Source organism: Prevotella sp. AM42-24 (assembly GCF_003461825.1).
Taxonomy (GTDB): Bacteria; Bacteroidota; Bacteroidia; order Bacteroidales; family Bacteroidaceae; genus Prevotella; species Prevotella hominis.
On record NZ_QTXV01000024.1, the window covers coordinates 26077 to 47392 of the forward strand.

Annotated in this window: 16 protein-coding genes; 8 read left to right on the top strand and 8 right to left on the bottom strand. The window is 45.4% G+C overall.

Going from position 1 to position 21316, the window contains the following annotated elements; all coding sequences use genetic code 11:
- Positions 1-25: 25 nt before the first annotated feature.
- Together DW917_RS08805 and DW917_RS08810 are read left to right on the top strand one after the other, a co-directional pair.
- Complete coding sequence (locus DW917_RS08805; protein ID WP_134842540.1) at positions 26-499, top strand: S26 family signal peptidase; 474 nt, start codon at positions 26-28, stop codon at positions 497-499.
- A gap of 160 nt (positions 500-659) precedes the next feature.
- Complete coding sequence (locus DW917_RS08810; RefSeq protein WP_118117892.1) at positions 660-1373, top strand: WbqC family protein; 714 nt, start codon at positions 660-662, stop codon at positions 1371-1373.
- On the opposite strand, the gene DW917_RS17215 is transcribed toward DW917_RS08810, so the two are convergent.
- Both DW917_RS17215 and DW917_RS08820 read right to left on the bottom strand, forming a co-directional pair.
- Positions 1364-1519 (bottom strand): hypothetical protein, encoded by a 156-nt coding sequence (locus DW917_RS17215; protein WP_158570091.1) that lies wholly within the window; start codon positions 1517-1519, stop codon positions 1364-1366. The two genes, DW917_RS08810 and DW917_RS17215, sit on opposite strands and share 10 nt — an antisense overlap.
- Before the next feature lie 1628 nt (positions 1520-3147).
- Positions 3148-4494 carry a pitrilysin family protein gene (locus DW917_RS08820; RefSeq protein ID WP_118117896.1) on the bottom strand — a complete coding sequence of 449 codons (1347 nt, stop codon included), beginning with the start codon at positions 4492-4494 and terminating at the stop codon, positions 3148-3150.
- 300 nt (positions 4495-4794) lie between these two features.
- Between DW917_RS08820 and DW917_RS08825 the strand changes: the two genes are divergently transcribed.
- The 4 genes from DW917_RS08825 to DW917_RS08840 all read left to right on the top strand — a co-directional run bounded on the left by DW917_RS08825 (position 4795) and on the right by DW917_RS08840 (position 10201).
- Positions 4795-5733 carry a carbohydrate kinase gene (locus DW917_RS08825; RefSeq protein WP_118117898.1) on the top strand — a complete coding sequence of 313 codons (939 nt, stop codon included), beginning with the start codon at positions 4795-4797 and terminating at the stop codon, positions 5731-5733.
- A 25-nt stretch (positions 5734-5758) separates the two neighbouring features.
- Positions 5759-6946 carry an FprA family A-type flavoprotein gene (locus tag DW917_RS08830; RefSeq protein ID WP_040553662.1) on the top strand — a complete coding sequence of 396 codons (1188 nt, stop codon included), beginning with the start codon at positions 5759-5761 and terminating at the stop codon, positions 6944-6946.
- A gap of 205 nt (positions 6947-7151) precedes the next feature.
- Positions 7152-8402: an ATP-binding protein gene (locus DW917_RS08835; RefSeq protein WP_118117900.1), complete on the top strand. Its 1251-nt coding sequence runs from the start codon at positions 7152-7154 to the stop codon at positions 8400-8402.
- A gap of 344 nt (positions 8403-8746) precedes the next feature.
- Positions 8747-10201, top strand: coding sequence for an ATP-binding protein (locus DW917_RS08840; protein WP_118117903.1), 1455 nt, complete (start codon positions 8747-8749; stop codon positions 10199-10201).
- A gap of 87 nt (positions 10202-10288) precedes the next feature.
- Here DW917_RS08840 and DW917_RS08845 read toward each other — a convergent pair whose 3' ends face one another.
- A complete protein-coding gene (locus DW917_RS08845) occupies positions 10289-10822 on the bottom strand; it encodes a TIGR00730 family Rossman fold protein (protein WP_118117905.1) in 534 nt (177 codons plus the stop codon).
- 216 nt (positions 10823-11038) lie between these two features.
- Here DW917_RS08845 and DW917_RS08850 point away from each other — a divergent pair, with 216 nt between their 5' ends.
- Positions 11039-12325 carry a S9 family peptidase gene (locus DW917_RS08850; protein WP_118117907.1) on the top strand — a complete coding sequence of 429 codons (1287 nt, stop codon included), beginning with the start codon at positions 11039-11041 and terminating at the stop codon, positions 12323-12325.
- 83 nt (positions 12326-12408) lie between these two features.
- Here DW917_RS08850 and DW917_RS08855 read toward each other — a convergent pair whose 3' ends face one another.
- Positions 12409-14007, bottom strand: a complete 1599-nt coding sequence (locus tag DW917_RS08855; RefSeq protein ID WP_118117909.1) for a DUF3843 family protein — start codon at positions 14005-14007, stop codon at positions 12409-12411.
- 221 nt (positions 14008-14228) lie between these two features.
- Between DW917_RS08855 and DW917_RS08860 the strand changes: the two genes are divergently transcribed.
- A complete protein-coding gene (locus DW917_RS08860; RefSeq protein WP_118117911.1) occupies positions 14229-16184 on the top strand; it encodes a DEAD/DEAH box helicase in 1956 nt (651 codons plus the stop codon).
- A gap of 709 nt (positions 16185-16893) precedes the next feature.
- Here DW917_RS08860 and DW917_RS08865 read toward each other — a convergent pair.
- Genes DW917_RS08865 through DW917_RS08880 form a run of 4 tightly spaced genes read right to left on the bottom strand, consistent with a single transcriptional unit; the run spans position 16894 to position 21039 of the window.
- Positions 16894-19035: a S46 family peptidase gene (locus DW917_RS08865; RefSeq protein ID WP_118117913.1), complete on the bottom strand. Its 2142-nt coding sequence runs from the start codon at positions 19033-19035 to the stop codon at positions 16894-16896.
- A gap of 37 nt (positions 19036-19072) precedes the next feature.
- Complete coding sequence (locus DW917_RS08870; RefSeq protein WP_118117915.1) at positions 19073-20278, bottom strand: Fic family protein; 1206 nt, start codon at positions 20276-20278, stop codon at positions 19073-19075.
- Positions 20279-20296: 18 nt separating this feature from the next.
- Positions 20297-20458: a hypothetical protein gene (locus DW917_RS17725; RefSeq protein ID WP_158570092.1), complete on the bottom strand. Its 162-nt coding sequence runs from the start codon at positions 20456-20458 to the stop codon at positions 20297-20299.
- A gap of 47 nt (positions 20459-20505) precedes the next feature.
- Positions 20506-21039 (bottom strand): hypothetical protein, encoded by a 534-nt coding sequence (locus tag DW917_RS08880; RefSeq protein WP_118117919.1) that lies wholly within the window; start codon positions 21037-21039, stop codon positions 20506-20508.
- Between the last annotated feature and the right edge of the window lie 277 nt (positions 21040-21316).

Sequence of the window (21316 nt, forward strand, 5' to 3'; positions counted from 1 at the left end):
ATAACAAAAGTAAGATTCAGACGGTTTGAAAATAGCATTCAAATTCCTCCTCTCATTGGTGCTGGCATTGCTCTTAGCATGGGGCATCCGCACCTATGTATTCACTGTCTTTTCTGTGCCCGAAGGTGGGCTTCCTCCCCAGCTGAAGGAGGGTAACAGAGTGATAGTGAACAGGATTGACTGCGATATTTTTCACCGTGGCGAGACAATAGTTTTTGCCGATTCCGTAGAGTGCCTCGTTACTCCGAAGTCGAAATATATGGGTAGGGAGAAGAAAGGCTCTTATGTGCGGGGCTGGATGGAAGCCAATTTCATCGGAGTCATCGAGCAGATGCCTGGCGATACGATTCGCATGGGCAGGGAGCGATACGTCATTCCTACCATCTGCTGCAAGCGCTGCGGCTGCAAGGATTGCCGCTTCTATCTCGTGCGCACGGCGAAGGGAAAAACCATTGTCCACAAGCATCAGATTATCGGAAAAGCATATAAGTTGTTTTAGACAAGTATAGAAAAATAAACTGTTAACTGTTGACTGTTGACAGTTTATTTTTATTTTGAACCAGTTTTCATCAGTTGGTTTATCCCAATCAAGTTGTTCAATTTCATTTTATAGATAAGAGACAGAAATTTCAAGAACCCCAAACTATTAAAAGAAAAAGATTTTGAAAGCAATATTATCTTCCACGTATTTCGGTCCTGTGCAGTGGTATCAGAAGCTGAACCGCTATGAGGAGTGCCTGATAGAGCGCCATGAGAGCTTTATCAAGCAGACTTACCGCAACCGAATGATTATCCCTACCACCAATGGTCCTCTTTCTCTCACCATTCCTACCAATCACGGCACTTCGCTGGCGATGAAGGATATTCGCATTTCCGACCATGCCAACTGGCGCCACGTGCATTGGAATGCGCTTCTCTCGGCTTATGGTGAGAGTCCTTTCTTCGAGTATTATCAGGACGACATCCGCCCTTTCTACGAGAAGAAATACGAATTCCTCTTTGATTTCAATATGGAAATCATGGAGAAGATGATAGAACTGCTCGACATCCGTCCGAAAGTCTCGGTTACAGACCGATACGTTTTAAGTGAAGAACGAAGAATGAAGAGCTTTTTAAGTGAAGAAGGAAGAGTGAAGAGTGAAGAATTCAATAGCCCAGAAGCGCAAGCCCAATTCAACACTCAACACTCAACATTCAACGCTCAAATACGGGATTTCCGTGATGCGATTCGTCCGAAAAAGCCTCTTCCTGATGCAGATTTCATTCCTCAGCGCTATTATCAGGTGTATGAGCAGAAACATGGTTTCTTGCCCAACATGAGCATTCTCGACCTGCTTTTCAATGAGGGCAATGAGGCGATATTCTATTTGTAAGACAAAAATGATACGGCGAAGGCATTTTTCTTTTCGGTCTTCACCAGGTTGAGGTCGGCCTCGTCTGGATTCTTACCCTCTTTCCTTGTCTGGTTGATACGTGACTTTGCTTGCCCCCCGTTTCTTGCCCTTATTTTGGTCATCATTGATGACTGAGGTTAGTCGTCTATTAAGCCTGACTTCCAGTACAAGAGAAACTTTCTTTCGATTGCTGGTGCAAAGGTACAACTTTTGGGAATTGAAAACAAATTATTTCGCTATAGATTTCGGTGGCATTTTCGTAAGTGCTTGATTGATAACGTTTTATCGCGATATTTTGGCAATCGTTTTGTGCATTTTGATTGATTTGGAAGAAAAATGAAGGTTAGCGGCCCTGGATTTTGATGAAGCGGTCATTTGGTCATGGTCATCTTCGGTCAAAATCATTTCGGGGGCGCTCTTTTATCCTATAATATATTATAGACTACTTTGACCAATTCCATTTTCATTTTGACCGAAAATGACCATGACCGATTTTGAACGGATTTGCCATTTCTTAGAAAGCAAATCTATGTTAGATGTGTTTGCTAAAAAGTGTTTGACTCTCAAGTATTTGTGTGTATATCGAAGGGCGAATATCAGCGTGTTTCAGGCGCTGGTATTCGTCCTTTTTATGTTTTTATCCTTTTGCATTTGCTGTGGCAAAAATGCTGGAAAAAGCCCCAATATCGCTAAAAAATGGTTATCAAATGATTGTTTTTAGTACGAAAAGGGCATTTATTGAGTATAAAATAGATACGATATCACCTTAATTATAATATAAATAGACTGAACTTGCGAAACTTGAATTATCACTCTGCAGGATATTCTGGTGGTTTATCAGACCCATGGCATGACTGGCTGGCTTCCATGCAGGTACTATTTACCCCGGTTTCTTGACTTAAATCAAAAAAACAGAGTGTATGGAAACTTTTCTCTTAAATTGTTTGTGTGCGCACACAAAAAGTTATACCTTTGCACCAGAAATAAGATACAAGGTTACAAAAGATTGTTAGGATAAGGAAAAAAAAGATTGTTAGGATAAGCATAGAACGAGCTTGGAAGGCATGAAGAGATTGCTAAGAAGAACATGAAAAGATTGCTGGAAAAGTTAAGATAAAGGCAAAAGATTGCAGATAGGATAACAAATGAAAGTTGACAGGCTCTTCGGAGTCTTCAATATAGAGGTAGGTAAAGATTATTAGGATAACTTGAGGTTGTCTTTCTTCGGGAAGCAATCTCTTAAAAAAAGAAAGGTAAAAATTATGTTAGTTTTAGGTATGGTTTTCGCAGTATTGGTAGCTGTTGCAGCTGAGGTTAGTGCAATCAAGAACGACCTCGCTTAGGCTTAGCCAAGAAGGTTTCCTAAGAGGGAATCATGCGAACGGAACCGTAGTCATGGGTTTCGAAAAAATGGTTAGATTGGGGTGTGAATCCCTGCGTTTAGTTAGAGTTTTAGGGGTGAAAGTCCCTGTGTTTAAAGTTTGAATTGGAGATGAAAATCTCCGCGTTTGAAAGTAGTTTTTGAACGAAGAGGAAGCCAAATGGGCTTCCGCTATGAGGGGCGAAAAGCTCCTTTTTTTGTTTCATGGCGGTTGGGTTTCAGAAAAAACTGTTTGCTGGCCGAACCGGATGAAATCAGTTTTTGAAAAGGCAGTTATTAATTCAATAGGTAATATAAAGGCAATTGCAGGGGGTGTAGTTTTCCCTTCGCAGTTGCCTTTCTCATTTGTAATTTCTCATTTAATTGTCTTTCTCATTTGAAGATCAGGGTGATGAGTCTGTCTTTGTCGAAAAGTTCCCTTGCCACGTCTTGAATCTGTTGGCTGGTAATGGCTTCCACCTGTTCGTAGAGGCAATCAACGTTTTTCTCCCAACCATGGTGGAGGAAGCTCTTACCGAAATCGAGGGCGAAGTTCTCACGGTTGTCGCAGGCAACGCCAATCTGACCCTTAATCTGCTTTTTGGCAGCTTTCAGTTGAGAGTCGGAGAGCGGTTTCTCCATCATCCGGTCCAGTTCTTTGCGCACCAGTCGCAGGCAGCGCTTGATGTCGTGTTCATCGCAACCGAAGTAGATGCTCCAGGTGCCCGTATCTCCGTAGGCCACCATCGTGCTTTCCACGGTATAGACCAGTCCATTGTGCTCTCTCAGTGCGAGATTGAGTTTAGCGTTCATGCCCGGTCCGCCGAGGATATTGTTGAGCAGATAGAGCGGCATTCGTCGGTCGTCGTTCACATCGTAGGCTCTTGTTCCTATCATCACATGCGCCTGATGGGTATTCTTTTGCATCACAATCGTCTGCCCGGCAATCTCTTCCCCCACAGATGGATAATTTTTAGGTCCCACAGATTTCACAGATGACACAGATTTTTCTGTAGTAATAGAATTCTCATCCCCCGCGAATCCCGTGTCTCCCGAGAAATCTGCGTCATCTGCGAAATCTGCGTGACAATCCTCTTCAGCAAGCTTGCCCGAATCATCATCTGCGAGTGCCCTCCTGACAAGCTTCACCAGCTTCTTGAAATCAATATCCCCATAAGCGAAGAATATCGCATTGTCGGGGCGATAGAGTTTGCGGGTGAATCGTAGTGCATCCTCAGTAGTGAAGGAGCGAACCTGCTCGGCAGTGCCCAGAATATTATGTCCTAAGGGCGAACCCTTGAAGAGAATATTCTCAAACTCATCATAGATCAGTTCGGCAGGCGAATCGTTGTAACTCTCAATCTCATCGCAGATCACCTCCACCTCCTTGTCGATTTCCGCTTGCGGATAGACGGAGTGGAACACGATGTCGGAAAGCAGATCCACTGCCCTGGCGATGTGCTCCTTCAGAATGGCAGAATAATATACGGTGCCCTCCTTGTTGGTGTAGGCATTGAGGTCGCCGCCCACGCTCTCCAGACAGTTGAGAATGTGCCACGCCTTGCGCCGCTCAGTGCCCTTGAAGGTGACGTGCTCGCAGAAATGGGCGAGTCCTTCTTCGCCAGGTTCCTCATTGCGGGTGCCGGCGTTTATCTGATAACCGCAATATACTACCTTGCTATCGGAAGGCAGATGGATGATGCGGAGTCCGTTGTCGAGTGTATGTGTATTGTATTTCATTTCTATGCAAAATCAATGTACAAAATCAATGTGCAAAATTCATTGTGCAAATTTCTAATGTGCAAAGTTACATCTAAAATGTAATTTATCCAAAAATATCAGCTATTTATTTTGCATTATCGCCAAAAACATTTATCTTTGCCTGCAATTAATTCTGCCGGGGAAATCCGGACGGGGAATGATTCCAATTCTTCTTCAGATAGGAAACTGTTTCCCGGTCAGGCAAGAATCGTTTCCGGTTGAACAAGAATATAGTTTTTTGACAAGAATATAGTTTTTAACAAGATACAGAAATATACAATGCGCAAGGTTATAGGAATAGGAGAGACCGTTCTGGACATTATCTTCAAGAATGGCAAGCCGATAGAAGCAGTGCCGGGCGGCTCATCGTTTAATGCCGTCATTTCTTTGGGGCGTGCGGGGGTGAATACTTCGTTTATCAGCGAGGCAGGCAACGACCGTATCGGCGAGTATGTCATCGAGTTTTTGAGGGAGAATGGGGTGAATGCCGACAATGTGAGCATCTTCCCTGATTCGAAATCGCCTCTCTCATTAGCTTTCCTCGATGAGAACAACAATGCTGACTACATCTTCTACAAGGATCATCCGCACGACCAGCTGGAGTTTGCTACTCCCGAAATCAATGCAGGCGACATCGTACTCTTCGGTTCGTTCTTCGCCCTGAATCCTGTGGTTCGTCCTCAGGTGGCTGGCTTCCTGGAATACGCCAAGAGTAGTGGAGCCATCCTCTATTACGACGTGAATTTCCGTGCTTCTCATCAGAACGAAATCATGAAGATTACGCCTAATCTGATAGAGAATTTAGAGATGGCGGATTTCGTGCGCGGCAGTCATGAGGACTTCGGAATTCTCTATAAAAAACCGGAGGCTGACAAGGTGTATAATGCCGAAATCAGTTTCTACTGCAAGAAGTTCATCTGCACCCAGGGTGCCGACCCGGTGGAGGTGCGTGCTGAGAACGGATTTGCCAAGAGTTATCCTTCCGAGAAGATGAAGACGGTGAGCACCATCGGAGCTGGCGACAACTTCAATGCCGGTTTCGTATTCGGATTGATCAAGGATGGAATCACCCGCGAAGACATCGATCACGGTTTGACCGAGGCGCAATGGGACAGTTTGCTGAAGAGTGCCCAGGAGTTCTCTGCCGAATGCTGCAAGGACATCTACAACTATGTTTCCAAGGAATTCGGAGAGCGGTGTAAAAAGGTAAAAAAGTAAAAAGGTAAAAAAGTAAAAAAATATTATGACTGAGATTACAAACAAAATTTATTATGTAGGCGTTAACGACCGCAACAAGCATCGTTTTGAGGGCCTCTGGCCTTTGCCTAACGGAGTGAGCTACAACTCTTATATCATTGACGATGAGAAGGTAGCGCTGGTAGATACTGTAGAGGTGGATTTCTTCACCCAGTTCCTCGAGAATATCCACGAGGTGATTGGCGACCGCGAAATCGATTACCTCATCATCAACCACATGGAACCTGACCACAGCGGCTCCATCGCCCTCATCAAGAAATATTACCCTAACATCAAGATTGTGGGCAACAAGAAGACTCTCGGTATGCTGGAAGGCTTCTATGGCGTTACCGACGATGTGGTGGAGGTGAAGAATGGCGAAACCCTCTCGCTCGGCAATCATGAACTGAGCTTCGTTCTCATCCCTATGGTTCACTGGCCAGAGACCATGGTTACCCTGGATGCGAAGAACAAGGTGCTCTTCTCGGGCGATGCCTTCGGCTGCTTCGGTGCGCTGAACGGCGGAATCATCGATACGGAAATCAACTGCGAGACTTTCTGGCTGGAGATGGTTCGCTACTACTCAAACATTGTGGGTAAGTATGGAATCCCTGTTCAGAATGCCTTGAAGAAGTTGGCTGGCGTGGAGCTGGATTACATCTGCTCAACCCATGGTCCTGTTTGGCACGAGCATATTGAGAAGGTAATCGGCATGTATGATAAGATGTCGAAGTACGAGACGGAGCCGGGCCTCGTTATCTGCTACGGCACCATGTACGGCAACACCGAGCGCATGGCCGAAATCATCGCCCGTGCAGCAAGCAAGGCTGGCGTGAAGAACATCGTAATGTACAACATCTCGAAGACTCACCACAGCTACATCCTGCGCGACATCTTCCGCTACAAGGGTCTCATCGTGGGTGCTCCAACCTACAATGCCGGTCTTTATCACGAGATGGAGGTTCTCCTCTCCGAGCTTGCCAATAAGGACGTCAAGAACCACCTCCTTGGCTGGTACGGTTCTCATTGCTGGGCAAGCAAGGCAGTGGCTAAGATTCAGGAGTGGAACGAAACCAAGCTCCACTACGAGCCAGTGGGCGAGCCGGTGGATATGAAGCAGGCGATTACTCCAGAGGTAAAGGCGCAGTGCGAGGCGCTGGGTAAGGCGATGGCCGAGAAGCTGCTGGCGGAATAAAATAAGAATCTATTCATTCTGAATGAAAGGTTTTAAATGAAAGTATTCATTCAGAATGAAAGATTTCATCTATTGGGCACGAGCAATCGTGCCCTTTTTTATGTTTCTAAAGAGTTAAATCGATGAAAAAGTTTGGCGTTATCGAGTAAAAAGCGTATATTTGTGACCGAAAACCGTGTCTTGACACAAAAAAACGTCATAAACTATGTATTTTGAACGTAAAGCATACTTGAAAGAACTCATCTCGGCAGAAGGCAATGGGATGATAAAGATTATCACCGGCATTCGCCGTTGTGGTAAATCCTTCCTTTTGTTCAACATCTTCCGCAAGCATTTGCTTGAAAGAGGTGTTGCGGAAGATCATATCATACAAGTAAATCTTGAAGACCGTAGAAACAAGAAACTCCGTGACCCTGATGCTTTGCTGGAGCATATCGATGCTTTGATGAAAGATAAGGATAGGTATTATATTCTCTTGGATGAGGTTCAGATGGTGAAGGAGTTTGAGGATGTGCTCAACTCTTATCTCCATGTGGAAAATGCCGAAGTGTATGTTACTGGTTCCAATGCCCGATTCTTATCGAAGGATGTGATAACTGAATTTCGTGGTAGAGGTTGGGAAATCCGAATCCATCCGTTGAGTTTTTCTGAATATTATGAAGTGGTAGGAGGAGAGGAGCGTCAAGCCCTGGAAACCTATTATCTTTATGGTGGATTGCCTGCTGTGGCGCAGATAGAAACTCCTGAAGCGAAACAGAATTATCTTCGTGAGATTTACGAGACGGTTTATCTGAAGGATGTTTTGGAGCGTAATCGGCTGAAGAATTCTGATGGGATGCGCGAGTTGGTGCGCCTTCTGGCTTCTACGATTGGTTCCTGTACGAATGTGCAGAGAATTTCTAATACGTTCAAATCTGTTGGAGGAGTGGAAATCGGTACTAAAACTATTGGCAGGTATCTGGAGAACCTGCAGGATTCCTTCATCATTAGCGAGGCTTTGCGCTATGATGTGAAAGGACGCAAATATATTGGTACTGGTACCAAGTATTACTTCGAGGACATCGGTATCAGAAATGCCGTGGTAGATTTCCGGCAGATAGAATTCACCCATATCATGGAAAACGTGGTTTATAACGAATTGCGGAAGCAGGGTTATACTGTGGATGTGGGGTCAGTAGAGAGCTTCAAGCGGGATGAGAATGGTAAGCTGCAGCGTAGGAATCTTGAGATAGATTTCGTGGTGAACCGTCATGATGAACGCCTCTATATCCAGTCTGCTTATGCCTTGCCTGATAAGGAGAAGGTAGATCAGGAGCAGGCTTCTCTTTTGAATGTAAACGATGGCTTCCGCAAACTGATAATCGTAGGGGATAGGTATCGTTCGGGTTATAATGAAGAAGGCATTCTGATGATGAGTCTCTCCGATTTTCTCTTGGGGAAAGAAAATAAGGGATAGATGGTCTTGAAGAAAATATCAAAGGCGGAAGAACAACTGGGGTTAACAGAGTTAACAGTTGTTTTTCCGCTCTTACTTTAGAGTTCTATATTGTTGCAAATTAAGCATATTGAAACATGCTTAATTTACAAACCTTGTTTTTGTTACTGATATTCAATAAGTTATAAGCGTAAATTAATATAAGAAATGAGTGAAACTGAGTCCCTTTTTCCTTAAAATGCACGCTTTTGCCTGAAAAATCGCCTTGAAATGCAAATTAAGCCTAAAAATATAGGCTTATTTTTACCAAAACTTGCAGAACAAGAAATTTATCCGTATATTTGTGCCAAAAAATAGTTGGAATTATGGAATATACGGCACTTTTAGAGAAACAGATATTAGGTAGGTTGAAGATAGACAACCCCTGGTGGACGGAAGGCAGGATACCTTCTTACTATCAGGAAATGAGTCCTCGCCTCTATCTCGACATCTTCTATCCACTGGTAAGGGATGTCAGCATTCAGCGTGCCCTCATCTTGATGGGACCTCGCCGAGTGGGTAAGACGGTGATGCTCTATCATTCCATCCAGCGGTTGATAGACGAGGGGGTATCGCCTCAGAATATCATCTATGTTTCGGTGGAAACTCCTATCTATAACAATATCCTCTTGGAACAGTTGTTTTCTTTGGCAAAACAGATATTGGATAAGGAAGACAGCCAGGAAGAATTTTATGTTTTCTTCGATGAGATACAGTATCTCAAAGACTGGGAAATCAATCTGAAATCCCTGGTAGATACCTATCACAACGTGAAGTTTGTGGCTTCCGGTTCTGCTGCTGCGGCATTGAAAAAGAGCAGCAACGAAAGCGGAGCGGGCAGGTTTACCGATTTCAATCTGCCGCCGTTGCTTTTCTTCGAGTATATACATCTTAAGAAATATGAGCATCTGATGCGCCAATCCAAGGTGGAATGGGATGGGATAGAGAGCGATATCTATAGTACGATAGATATTGATAAGCTGAACAGTCTCTTCCTCGACTATATCAATTATGGCGGTTATCCTGAGGTGGCTTTTTCTTCCCGAATGCAGGAAGACCCGGGGCAGTTTGTTCGCCACGATATTGTAGATAAGGTATTGTTGAGAGATTTGCCGAGTCTTTATGGCATTTCGGATGTGCAGGAACTGAATTCGTTGTTTACGATGATAGCTTATCATAGCGGTATGGAGTTTTCGTATGAAAGTATGTCGAAGGAATCGGGTGTCAAGAAGGAAACCATTCGCAGGTACGTCCAGTATCTGGAGGCTGCTTTCCTGATAAAGGTTGTGACAAGAACGGATGATACGGCAAAGCGATTCCAGCGCCAAACTACTTTCAAGATTTATCTGACTAATCCTTCGCTGAGATGTGCGCTTTTTGAGCCAATCAAGATCATGGATGGCAATATCGGAGACATGATAGAAACTGCCATCTATTCGCAGTGGATTCCGAGAAAGGGACACATTGCCTATGCCAACTGGAAGATGGGGCGTTCGCAGGGCGAGGTGGATTTGGTGGGCATCAATGATGCTTTGCAGAAGCCTTATTGGGCGGTGGAAATCAAATGGTCGGACAGGTTCTTCGACAGACCTTCTGAACTTTCGTCCTTACAGTTTTTTATGGAGAAGAATCATCTGCCTCAGGCATTGGTAACTTCCATCAGTAAGGGAGGAGTAAAGGAGATGGATTTTGGTACGCTTCATTTCATTCCTTCTGCCTGCTATGCTTATACGGTGGGAGAGAATACATTGAGGCAAGCCAGGAAGAGTTTTGGTTTGTAAGAACGTAAAAAGCGACCTTCTGCCGAATTGTGTTCTCGGTAGAAGGTCGCTTTACTTCATTTCTATAGATGATTTCTATAGAGGGTTCTATCCCTCGCAGAGCTTTGCCAATTCTTCCAGGTTATCCGCTACTTCTATCACATCTCGCCAATCGCCGCGAATCATGCTTTTCTCTGCCAAATCGTCCAGCAGGGCGATGGTGGAGTTCCAGAAGCCCTTCATGTTGTAGAGAATCACCATCTTGTGATGGTAGCCGATGGTGTGGGCGGCGGCGATGGTGAAGATTTCATCCAGGGTGCCGACGCCGCCAGGAAGGGCTACGAAGAGGTCGCTCTGGGCAAGCATCAGGTCCTTGCGGTCGCTGAGATTATCACACGGAATCTCGATGTCGAGGTCTGGGAAGGTTCTGCCTCCTCGCTCTACAAGCGTAGGAACCACACCGATGGTTCTGCCGCCATTCGCCTTTACTGCCTTGCCAATGCAATCCATCAGACCAGAGTTGCAGCCGCCGAAAACCAGGTCGTGCCCGTTCTCAGCCATCCACTTTCCCAACTCTTCCGTCATCGTGAAGAAATCCGGGTCGATATTCTTATTCGCTGAACAAAAAACTGCTATTTTCATGTCTTTATCTTCTATGATTATGATGTTTTATCTGTTGTTTATTGATATTTTATCTGTTGTTTATTGATGTTTAGGCAAAGATACGCAAAAATATCGAGATTATTCATCTGTTTTTGCGGATAATTTCTTAATTTTGCAAACAATAACTAATCTGATAAACAAAAATAGATTTCTTATAAAACAGGACAAAAGATTTCTTATAAACGATACAACAGAATGAAAAGGATTATCACATATAGCATCATTGCATTACTGCAGGCGTCTGTAGCGTTTGCACAGGTCTCTCAGAAGCCGAAGCTTCAGAAGCGGGAGAAGTATGAATGGGAGGGAGAAATTCCTACCTACGTGGAGCAACTGAAGAAAGAACTGACCTATCCGATGGCTTGGGGCAACAGTCCTGTCAGAAACTTCAAGAAGTGGAAGAAGGCGGCAAGGGCGAAGGTTCTTGAATGTATGATGACGCCTCCGAAGGCGGCTGTGGCTTGGGATATGGAAGTGCTCGGTGAGGAACAGAGAGACGGATATAAGGCGCAGAAAATCGCCTTCAATATTAATGCCTATTCCCGCATTACGGCTTATCTCCTGATTCCGGATTCTGAAGATGGGAAGAACCCTAAAGCAGAAGCTGGGTTGCTGTCTTCTGCTCAGAATAAGAAATCGGGGAAATTCCCAGCAGTGGTGGCGCTCCACGATCATGGCGCCCATCTCTTTATAGGAAAGGAGAAGATGATTCGCCCTTTCTTTATCGCTTCTGAAGAGCAGGATGCGGATGGGAAGATTTCTGAAAAGAAGAAGGCTGCCAACCAGGAGGTTCTGGACGATGCAGATGCGTGGGTAAACCAGCTTTATGATGGTCAGTATGTGGGCGATTACCTGGCGAAGCACGGTTATGTGGTGCTCTCGATTGATGCGCCGATGTGGGGAGAACGAGGCCGAAAGGAGGGCGTGGATAGAAATAAATACGATCTTATCGCCGGCAATATGATGATGCTGGGTCGTGACCTTTCTGCCTTCATGACTTACGATGATATTTCCAGTACCGAGTTCCTGGCTTCGCTGCCGATGGTGGATGCGAAGCGTATCGGATGCGTGGGGTGTTCGATGGGAGCCTATCGTTCGTGGATGCTCTCGGCTTTGTCGGATAGAATCAGGGTGGGTGCTTCCATCTGCTGGATGATTACCACGGATGCTCAACTTACCAGGCGTTTTGGCAGAAAGGAGAATGGTGGTTTTGCGAATTGCTTTCCTGGATTGCGCCAGTATCTCGACTATCCCCACATTGCTTCCCTCGCCTGTCCGAAACCGATGCTCTTCATCAACGGCACAAAAGATAAGCTTTTCCCAGTGCCCGGCGTAAAGGATGCTTTCGCCGAAATGCACAAGGCTTGGAAGAGTCAGGGAGTTGATAATCTGCTGGATACGGAGCTTTGGGACATTCCTCATTCCTGCGGACTGAAGGCGCAGGAGAAAATGCTGGAGTTTCTGGATAAGAATCTGAAATAGGGAAAATATCAAAAGTTTACTACGCTAACCCCTTAAAAAATGCCGTTAGCGTAGTGAACTTTTTGAATATACGAAATCAATCTTTACCACAATTCTTCAGGCGACAAGTCTTTGTCCTTTCTGCCCATCAGATAGTAATCGGCAAGGAACTGGATATTGGCCTGAGTAATCTTCAGACCCTCTTCCTTCACATATCGGCTGGTGAAGATGTTGGCATCAGGAAGCATTCCCTTTTCTATCAGCTTGCAAACAATCTCGTAAGGGAAAGGAAGACCGTTGCCGGAAATGATATTGAAACTGTCCTCTGCTGCACGCTCGGCATTGTAGTATGGGTTTTCAGGCGAAGCGATGCAATGGGCGGTTCCGAAGCTGATGTTGATGCCCGTATAAGGACTTCCGTACACGATGATTCCCTTTTCGTATTTCTGAGGGAAACTGATGTTGGATGGCAGTTCGAAACCGATATTCTTCAGGAATTCCTTCATCGTTTTGACATCCTCGATGAACACAAACTTGTCTCCATAGCCATTCTGCTTGAGCAGATTGTAGTCGTGGATGCTCTTCTTGTGTTTCTGAATATTTCTCTCAGCCTCTATCTGAGCCTTGTTGTCTTCATAAGTAGGATCGAGGAGAGCACCGGTTTGCCACCAGTCTCCACCAAATCGGAAGAGATTGCATACGAGCACATTCTCGCCGCTGAGGAAGGAAGAAGCATCCCCAATATTGGTAGATTCCTTGAGCACTCTGATGAGGCTCCCTTCTTCTGCCTTCTCCTGATTCTCCTTTGAGGTCTTCTCCGGATCATCTTCCTCCTCATACAAATCCTTCAGATAGAAGAATTTCTCATCCTCTTTCAGCATTCTGAAGGCTTTGGCTCCCTTGTAATCGATGTCCGTCCAGAGTTTGTGGGCAGGATGATGCTCGCTGATCTTGGCAAGCCATTCAGCAGAGGTGAGAGCCAAAAGATTGTGGCGGCTGTTCATCGTGTGCTCTATCTGGATGGAGTAGGCGATGATTTCATTGAAGCCCTGTGGAGAGCGGGCGAGCTTTTCGAGGTCGAACTGCAGGCGCTTGAGATTGTTGATGTTGAAGAAGCAGTTATAGTGAAACCATGCCAGCACGTCTCTGTATTCCAGGAACTTGTCTTCTGCTGTAGGCAACTCGCAGAGAATTTCACGCAGGCGCTCATTTTCCGGTGCAGTTTCATACTCCTTGTCGAGAAGATTATACACCAGTTTGGCAGCCAGTTCTATCGTACTGAAGAGGAAAGGTACGGCCTCCTGGATGTAGGCACTCTGCTGGTAATGGTGCCAGCACAGGAACTTGATGTCGGAGATGTTGATCTCGTCCGGATCGTATGGCGCATCATCTTCATTGAGAGAGTTCTTGACAAACTCCTTTTCGTTCTCATAGAACGGGATGTATGAACCATATCGCTTCTTGCATTCTGCGGTGAAAGTCTTCCAGATACAAGTACCGGAGAGCACGTCCTCAAAATATCCGGCGATGCAGAGGGCGAGCTGCTTGGCATCTTCCACGTCTTTGAACTGATGCGTGAAGCAGGCATCGTCGAGGGCGTGGTATATTTCATTGGATAACTCCGTATAATATTGATCCACTTCATTAGGTTTCTCGTATGGATGCATTGCCATCCATTCTTGAGTGAAAATTACTTTTTTCATATCATTCGATTGTTTGTTATTTCGTGCAAAGGTAATGAAATAATAGAGAAATCTGCAAGAAATTCAAAGTTTTTTCGTAACTTTGCACCCGAATTTAGGCAATCTTAATAAAACTATACGGTTGCCGCAAGCGTTTTAGAAGGATTTTGCACCCTAATTCATGGCTGGGAGGGTGAATTCGGCCTTCTATTTGATTATACATGAATTAAGGTTAAAAAGATTTGAAGACATTTGAAGAATTGGGCGTGAGCGAAGAGATTCGCCGTGCCATCGAAGAGCTTGGATTTGAGAATCCAATGCCAGTTCAGGAAGAAGTAATCCCATATTTGCTCGGTAATAAAAACGACGTGATTGCGTTGGCGCAGACGGGTACGGGTAAAACCGCATCCTACGGTATTCCGGTTATCCAGAAGACTGATGCTAATAGCAAGGAGACGCAGGCTGTCATCCTCAGTCCTACACGTGAGCTTTGTCTCCAGATAGCAGACGATTTGAACAGTTTTGCCAAGTACATCGACGGTTTGCATATTGCCGCAGTTTATGGCGGTACCGACATCGGAAGCCAGATACGCACCCTGAAGCATGGTGTGCAGATTATTGTGGCTACTCCTGGACGATTGCTCGATTTGATTAATCGTGGTGTGGCTCAGTTGGAGCACGTCAATAACGTGGTGCTTGATGAGGCTGACGAGATGCTCAACATGGGCTTCTCTGAGAGCATCAATGCCATCTTCGAGAATGTGCCGGAGGATAGAAACACCCTGCTCTTCTCGGCTACCATGAGCAAGGACATCGAGAAGATTGCCCTCAACTACCTGCACGATCACAAGGAAATCGTAGTGGGTTCACGCAATGAGGGTGCTGAGCACGTAAACCACATCTACTATCTCGTAAACGCCAAGGATAAGTATCTTGCCCTGAAGCGCATCGTGGACTTCTATCCACGCATCTTTGCGATTATCTTCTGCCGCACCAAATTGGAGACGCAGGATATCGCTGATAAACTTATCAAGGATGGATATAATGCCGAGGCCCTGCACGGCGACTTGAGCCAGCAGCAGCGTGACCTCACCATGCAGAAGTTCCGCAACCATACCGTTCAGTTCCTGGTGGCTACTGATGTGGCAGCACGTGGTCTGGATGTAGATGATCTGACTCACGTTATCAACTATGGTTTGCCTGACGATGTGGCAAGTTACACCCACCGAAGCGGTCGTACCGGTCGTGCAGGAAAGAAGGGAACTTCCATCTCTATTATCCATACTCGTGAGAAATTCAAGGTTCGCCAGATTGAGAAGCAGATTGGCAAGGACTTCGTGGATGGCGTTTTGCCAACCCCAGAGGAAATCTGCAAGAAGCAGCTCTTTAAGACCATGGACGATATCATGAAGACGGATGTGGATGAGGATCAGATTGCTCCATACATGGCTGAAATCAACCGCCAATTTGAGTACATCGACAAGGAGGATATCATCAAGAAGATGGTGACCATCACCTTCGGTAAGTTCCTGGATTACTACAAGAATGCTCCTGAGATTGTGAAGCCAGAGAGCGGTAAGGGTTCACGTAACGGCGAAGGCCGTGGAAATCGTGGCGAAGGCCGTGGCAAGGTTTCCAATGGTCGCAGAAAGCATGAGACAGAGGCTGGTTTCAAGAGACTGTTCATCAACCTGGGTAAGGCTGATGGTTTCTATCCGGGCGAAATCATGCAGTATCTGAACAAGCACGTGAAGGGTCGCCAGGAGGTGGGTCACATCGACCTGCTGAGTAAGTTTGCCTACATCGAGGTGCCTGAGGAGGATGCGAAGCGCGTGATGAAGGCTTTGAACGGAACTGAGTACAAGGGCAGAACCGTAAGATGTAATGATGCTGACGAGGAAGGTCATGGCAGAGGCAGTCGTGGTGGCCGTGATGCTGAGGGCAGAAGCGGTCGTGGCGGACGTTCTGCAGAGAAGGGTTCCCGTGGACGCAGAGGTTCTGATGATGCTCGTTTTGAGCGTGGAGGTCGTGGAAGCCGTGGCTCAGAGAAGGGCCGTGGTGGAAAGAAAGCACGCCGTGAGGAGGAAACTGGCGACTGGCGTCAGTTCTTCCAGAACAATGACAATGTGAAATTCAAGGGCGAGGAGCCAAACTTCGAGGAAGAAGGTTGGGCTCGCCGTCGTCCTAAGAAGAAGTAGTTTAGGCAGCGATTTATAATAAGATGAAAGTCTGCATCAAAGGGATGTTTTGATGCAATATCCATATTTGCGGTAAAAATACAGCAATTTCTTTGGTAAATTGCGGTGTTTTTACCGCAATTTTTGTATAATTGTAGCAGTAAACATCAAATAAGGCAAGAAATATGGAATTATTGAAGCAACTTTCTGACAATCTTATCAAGCCCAAAATGGAAATGCACACCAACTGGCAATGGTAGCGGAATCATAAGTTGGGTTTGGTGATGGAATGTGGAAGGTGGGAGCCGGAAAGCTCCTTGTCTGCATGAGCGATTTGAAGAAGGCTGCCAAATATCCAGAAGGCAAGGCTTTCTATTAGAGTGTAATTGATTACATGCGCTCTGCTTCTTTCAATCCATCTGCAGAAATAACGGTGGATGAATTGAAGAAGAAACTCGCCGAAAAACCTCGTCAGGTTTCTTTGAAGGAGCTGAATAATATCTCGCAGTATTAATTGGAATTCTGTAGGTTGCGAATCTGTAAGATAAAAATAAACTGAAAATCAGCAAGATAACAAGAATAGAAAGACTAAATAAAACAAGAGCGGAAAGCCAGGAGTTAACAGGTTAACAGTTAACAGCTGATTTTCCGCTCTTTTTATATCATCCTGAGACTATTCTTTATCCCAGGATAAACCTTTATATCATCTCTGTTGATTCAGAGATAGGATTTACTTCGCATTGATCTCCTTCAAGAGGCGGTCTGCGTGTCCCCACTTATCCATCAGGTAGAGCACATAACGAATATCTACGCCGATGCAGCGAGCCAGGCGCTTGTCGAAGTTGATGTCTGAGCTGAGGCTGTCCCAGTTGCCGTCGAATGCAAGACCTATCAACTCACCCTTGCCGTTGAACATAGGACTACCAGAGTTACCGCCGGTAATATCGTTGTTGGTGAGGAAGCAGAGCTGCATCTTGCCTGTAGTCTTGTCCTGATACTTGCCGAAGTCTTTCTCAGCGAGGAGTTCGTGCATGATAGGCTCAGCGAAATAATCGATGACCTTATCGCCCTGCTTCATCTTCTCTACGATGCTCTCAGCTGTAGTATAGTAGCCTGATGGCTTGCCGCCGAGATCGAAACCGCCCACCTGTCCGTAGCTCAATCGCATGGTGAAGTTGGCGTCGCTATAGTGAGGCATGTCTTCCTCCATGCGCAGTTTGGCAGCACAGAGATACTTCTCCTGCTCGGCGATAGAATCAGATACGGCTCCCATCTTCTCTACGAAGTCGGCGTAAATGTCATTCAGATCCATACTGTAATTTACACCTGGGTCTTTATCATATCCCTTCTTGTTGAAGTAGAGCTTGGCACCCTTCTTCATGAGGAGTGACTTCTCCCAGAGATAATCTACATACTTTGTATAATCGCCTCCAAACTGAGTGTCGATGATGTTGTAGAACTTAGGTAGCCATTTTGCATCAACGTGCTCCTTGTAGTTCTTCAGAAGGGTAGCGAGCACTTCTTTATCAAGTGCCATATCCCATTCATCTGAGTTGTCCTCAAACTCATGATATTGCTTCTTCTTATTCTTCTCGGAACCCTTTACCTCCATGCCATTCTGAAGCTTGAAAGCACGGGTGTTCAATTCCACGTTACTGCGGCGAGTGAAAGTCTCGGCAAAGTTGATCCAAGCGTAAGTTACGTCGGTGCTTTCCTTGTAGAGTTTCTGGAGTTTGTCGAAATCTACCTTGTGGGCGAGGTCGTTTGCAGCTTTGGCTGTATCTTGCCAAGCACGGAGACGAGTCTCGTACTCACGCTTCATGTTAACGATGCCGATGGAGTCGATGCACTTGTTCATACCGATGGAGTTCTTCCAGTAGTTGGAACTCTGGGCGTACTTGCTGTCATACTTGATGCGCACAGCCTCGTTGGCACGCATGTGCTTCTGCATTACTTCCTGCTTGATGCCGCGTACCTGGGCACGAGGAGCATTTTCTGCGTCACGCATCATCTGGATGCCATAGCTGGAGAGGTATCGCTCGGTACTACCAGGATAACCCATGGTCATCGCATAGTCGCCGTCCTTGTAGCCTTGTAGCGAAACTTGTGCCCAGCGTTTTGGGTGGTATGGCACGTTGTCCTTGCTGTAGGCTGCAGGACCATTGGTCTTAGGGTCGGCATAGATGCGGAATACAGAGAAGTCGCAGGTCTGGCGAGGCCACATCCAGTTATCTGTGTCACCACCGAACTTACCCATAGACTTTGGTACGGTGAAAACCAGACGCAGGTCGGTGAAGTCGCGGTAAGTAGTAGCGTACCACTTGTTGCCCTCGTAGAAAGGCTGAACGGTGATATGGAGGGTAGAATCGTTCTTCTTCACCTCTTTAGTCATCTCGTTCTCCAGAGAATCGATGAGTTCATCGCGTTTCTTGTTGTCGAGTTTCTCGTATCCGAGGCTCATCACCTTATCGGTTACATCCTTCTGGTCAACCATAAAGCTTACGAACATATTCTCGTTAGGCAATTCCTCTGCGTAAGATTTAGCAAAGAAACCGTTGAGCATATAGTCGTGCTCCACGGTAGAGTGGCTTCTGATAGCTTCGAAACCGCAATGGTGGTTGGTGAAGACCAATCCGTCTGGAGAAACGACTACGCCTGAGCAATAGCCAGAGAAATTAACTACGGCATTCTTCAAGGCGTTCTCGCCATTGTAGAGCTGGTCGTAAGTCATACTGAAGCCTTCGCGCTGCATCATCTCATACACAGCGTTAGGCAAGTTGTAAATTGTCCACATTCCCTCGTCAGCGTGAGCGGTATTGATTCCGCAGAACGCCATGATAGAGGCGATAAGGACCGTTGCTTTTTTCTTCATTACTTGTTTTTGTTTTCTATTTTTATTATGATATTATTTATTCTTTTTTCTCGTTCCATTCTTTCCAAGTCTTTGCCAGCTCTGTCATCCGATATTGCTGGCGTGGATGTCTTGGGGTATTTGGGTATTTCATCTCCAAGGCTCCTTCGGCTAAGGCTGGGGTAATGTAATCCTTTCTAAATCTTGTTCTGTTCTTTAATCCAAACAGGTTCATTATATCACCGATGGATAGATAATCTTTATTTATACGAATAATGAGTTCTTCCACTTGGGACGAACTTGGGACGAACTTGGGACAAGCTTGGGACGAACTTGGGACATTTTCTTCTCCTTCTTTATTTATGAAGTTGTTTTTCTGTCCACTTCTTGTTTGAGAATTTAAGTTCGGCTGCTCTTTCCAATCATCAGTAGGCCGGATATGCAAATACCTGTTTTTGAGAACCCATCCATCTTTTAGGAGTAAGTTTCTGAAGAAACGAACCAGGTAGATAGGAGAGTAATCAATGCCTTTCTGAATGTTGCGATAGTTGGCACGAACCAGGGCATTGCGGAAATACCAGGAATGCTTGGCAAACATCTCATTATTCACCTTATAGCCTAAAGAGCGAAGATACTGGATGGTGAAAATCGCCGTGGTTCGGGTGTTGCCCTCTCTGAAAGCGTGGATTTGCCAGATGCCTGAAATGAATTTGGCAATATGCTCAATCTTCTCATCATCCGTCAGACCTTTATATGAGAAGTTCTTTTCCTGCTCAATATCCCAATCCAAGGCTTTTCGCAAGTCTTCCCAATTCAGGTAGTTTACGGAATCTCCTTCGAGCACCCATTCTTTCTTAGAAATATCATACTGGCGGATTTCTCCTGCGTGCTTGAATACTCCCTCGAATATTCTTCGATGCAGGGAAACATATCCGTTGGTATTGAAGGCAAAGGTCTTGCTGGCGAGAATCTTTGCGATGTTGGCTGAAACCTTATCTGCCTCTTCCTCGTCTTCATCCTTAGGTGTACGGACCGTCTTGCTCTGATAGTAAGAGTCAATCAGTTTTCTGGTTTCATCCAGAGTGATTTCTCCTTCGATGTTTCGTTTAGCCACATCTATGAGATACGCCGATGGTTGCAGCCCATCCACAGCCTGCAATCCGATAGCCGTCTTCCAGTTCTCGGCACTTTCCTTCTGCGAAGGTTCTCCTTGTCGGAGATACTCGTCGAAGGATGCGAAGTCCTTGAAATTATCTTTATTCATAGATGTAATGCTTGATATTTAACTTTGCGATTGGGACTCCCTTGCAAGCCGTTGTTCCCGCAAGCGCTTGAATTGAGCTAAGCACTCCTCCAGCGAAAGCGGATGCTCTCGCCAATAAGCCATGCTCTTTTGCATCTGGGCATTGACTTTCTTGTGATAATCGTTCAGTTGTATCTCCATCCATTTATGTATTATATTGTTAGAATATTACGTTTGCAAAGTTACGACTATTTCCCGAATTTTCCAAGGCTTCGCTTGATTTTCTTCATAATCTGTCGCTTGGCAGATGCCAAGCCTGGCGATAGAACCTCTTGTTCCAGCATATCCAATGCAGTCTTTAGTTCAGAGAGAAGTTCGGGATAGTATTTCATCTGCTCGTAGGCAAGCTTCATGCAGAGGGCTCTGATGGCGTAAGGATAAGAGCATGCGGTAATCTTTGCCACGCAGAAGTCGATGAAGTCGGAGCGAAGATATTCCTCCTCGAAAGGTTGGCGAAGCAAGAGACTGAGCATCAAGCGCAGCTTCGTCATATTCTTCTCCATAAGCACACGGTCTATCAAGTCATCATGCTTGGAATAAAGCCATTCGTTATTCTGCAAGTCGAAATGGGTAAATACCCACAGGGCATTGGTGGCAACTCGCTCGTCCTCATCAAATGTTAGTTGATAAAGTTCAGCTTTCTTGCGGCTATTGCCATGGCAGAGAATGCAAATCTCATGGATGTCGTCCATGCATATTCTTTTATTCAGTTTCTTTCTCATGCTTCTATGGTTTATTTGCGTAATTCGGGTGTATATAAATCTTTTCATGTTCTTTACATTTTTATGAGGGAATAATGGATTGTTCTCAACATTTTTATGAGGGAATGCCGCTGTAAAGATACTGATTTCTTTTGGGAAAGAACAAAAAGTTGTCCTTAAAAATGTGTAAAACCAAAAAAAGTCAAACTGAAAAGTGTGATTGTAGGCTTAAACTTGCTATAACAATCTTATCAAAAATGAGGGTGTGTCATAAGTCTGTGACGCACCCTTTTTTTTT

Coding starts and splice junctions, on each gene's coding strand:
- DW917_RS17215 (WP_158570091.1), bottom strand. CDS start 1,519: ATGATGACCAAAATAAGGGCAAGAAACGGGGGGCAAGCAAAGTCACGT.
- DW917_RS08820 (WP_118117896.1), bottom strand. CDS start 4,494: ATGAAATACAATACACATACACTCGACAACGGACTCCGCATCATCCAT.
- DW917_RS08825 (WP_118117898.1), top strand. CDS start 4,795: ATGCGCAAGGTTATAGGAATAGGAGAGACCGTTCTGGACATTATCTTC.
- DW917_RS08830 (WP_040553662.1), top strand. CDS start 5,759: ATGACTGAGATTACAAACAAAATTTATTATGTAGGCGTTAACGACCGC.
- DW917_RS08835 (WP_118117900.1), top strand. CDS start 7,152: ATGTATTTTGAACGTAAAGCATACTTGAAAGAACTCATCTCGGCAGAA.
- DW917_RS08840 (WP_118117903.1), top strand. CDS start 8,747: ATGGAATATACGGCACTTTTAGAGAAACAGATATTAGGTAGGTTGAAG.
- DW917_RS08845 (WP_118117905.1), bottom strand. CDS start 10,822: ATGAAAATAGCAGTTTTTTGTTCAGCGAATAAGAATATCGACCCGGAT.
- DW917_RS08850 (WP_118117907.1), top strand. CDS start 11,039: ATGAAAAGGATTATCACATATAGCATCATTGCATTACTGCAGGCGTCT.
- DW917_RS08855 (WP_118117909.1), bottom strand. CDS start 14,007: ATGAAAAAAGTAATTTTCACTCAAGAATGGATGGCAATGCATCCATAC.
- DW917_RS08865 (WP_118117913.1), bottom strand. CDS start 19,035: ATGAAGAAAAAAGCAACGGTCCTTATCGCCTCTATCATGGCGTTCTGC.
- DW917_RS08870 (WP_118117915.1), bottom strand. CDS start 20,278: ATGAATAAAGATAATTTCAAGGACTTCGCATCCTTCGACGAGTATCTC.
- DW917_RS17725 (WP_158570092.1), bottom strand. CDS start 20,458: ATGGAGATACAACTGAACGATTATCACAAGAAAGTCAATGCCCAGATG.
- DW917_RS08880 (WP_118117919.1), bottom strand. CDS start 21,039: ATGAGAAAGAAACTGAATAAAAGAATATGCATGGACGACATCCATGAG.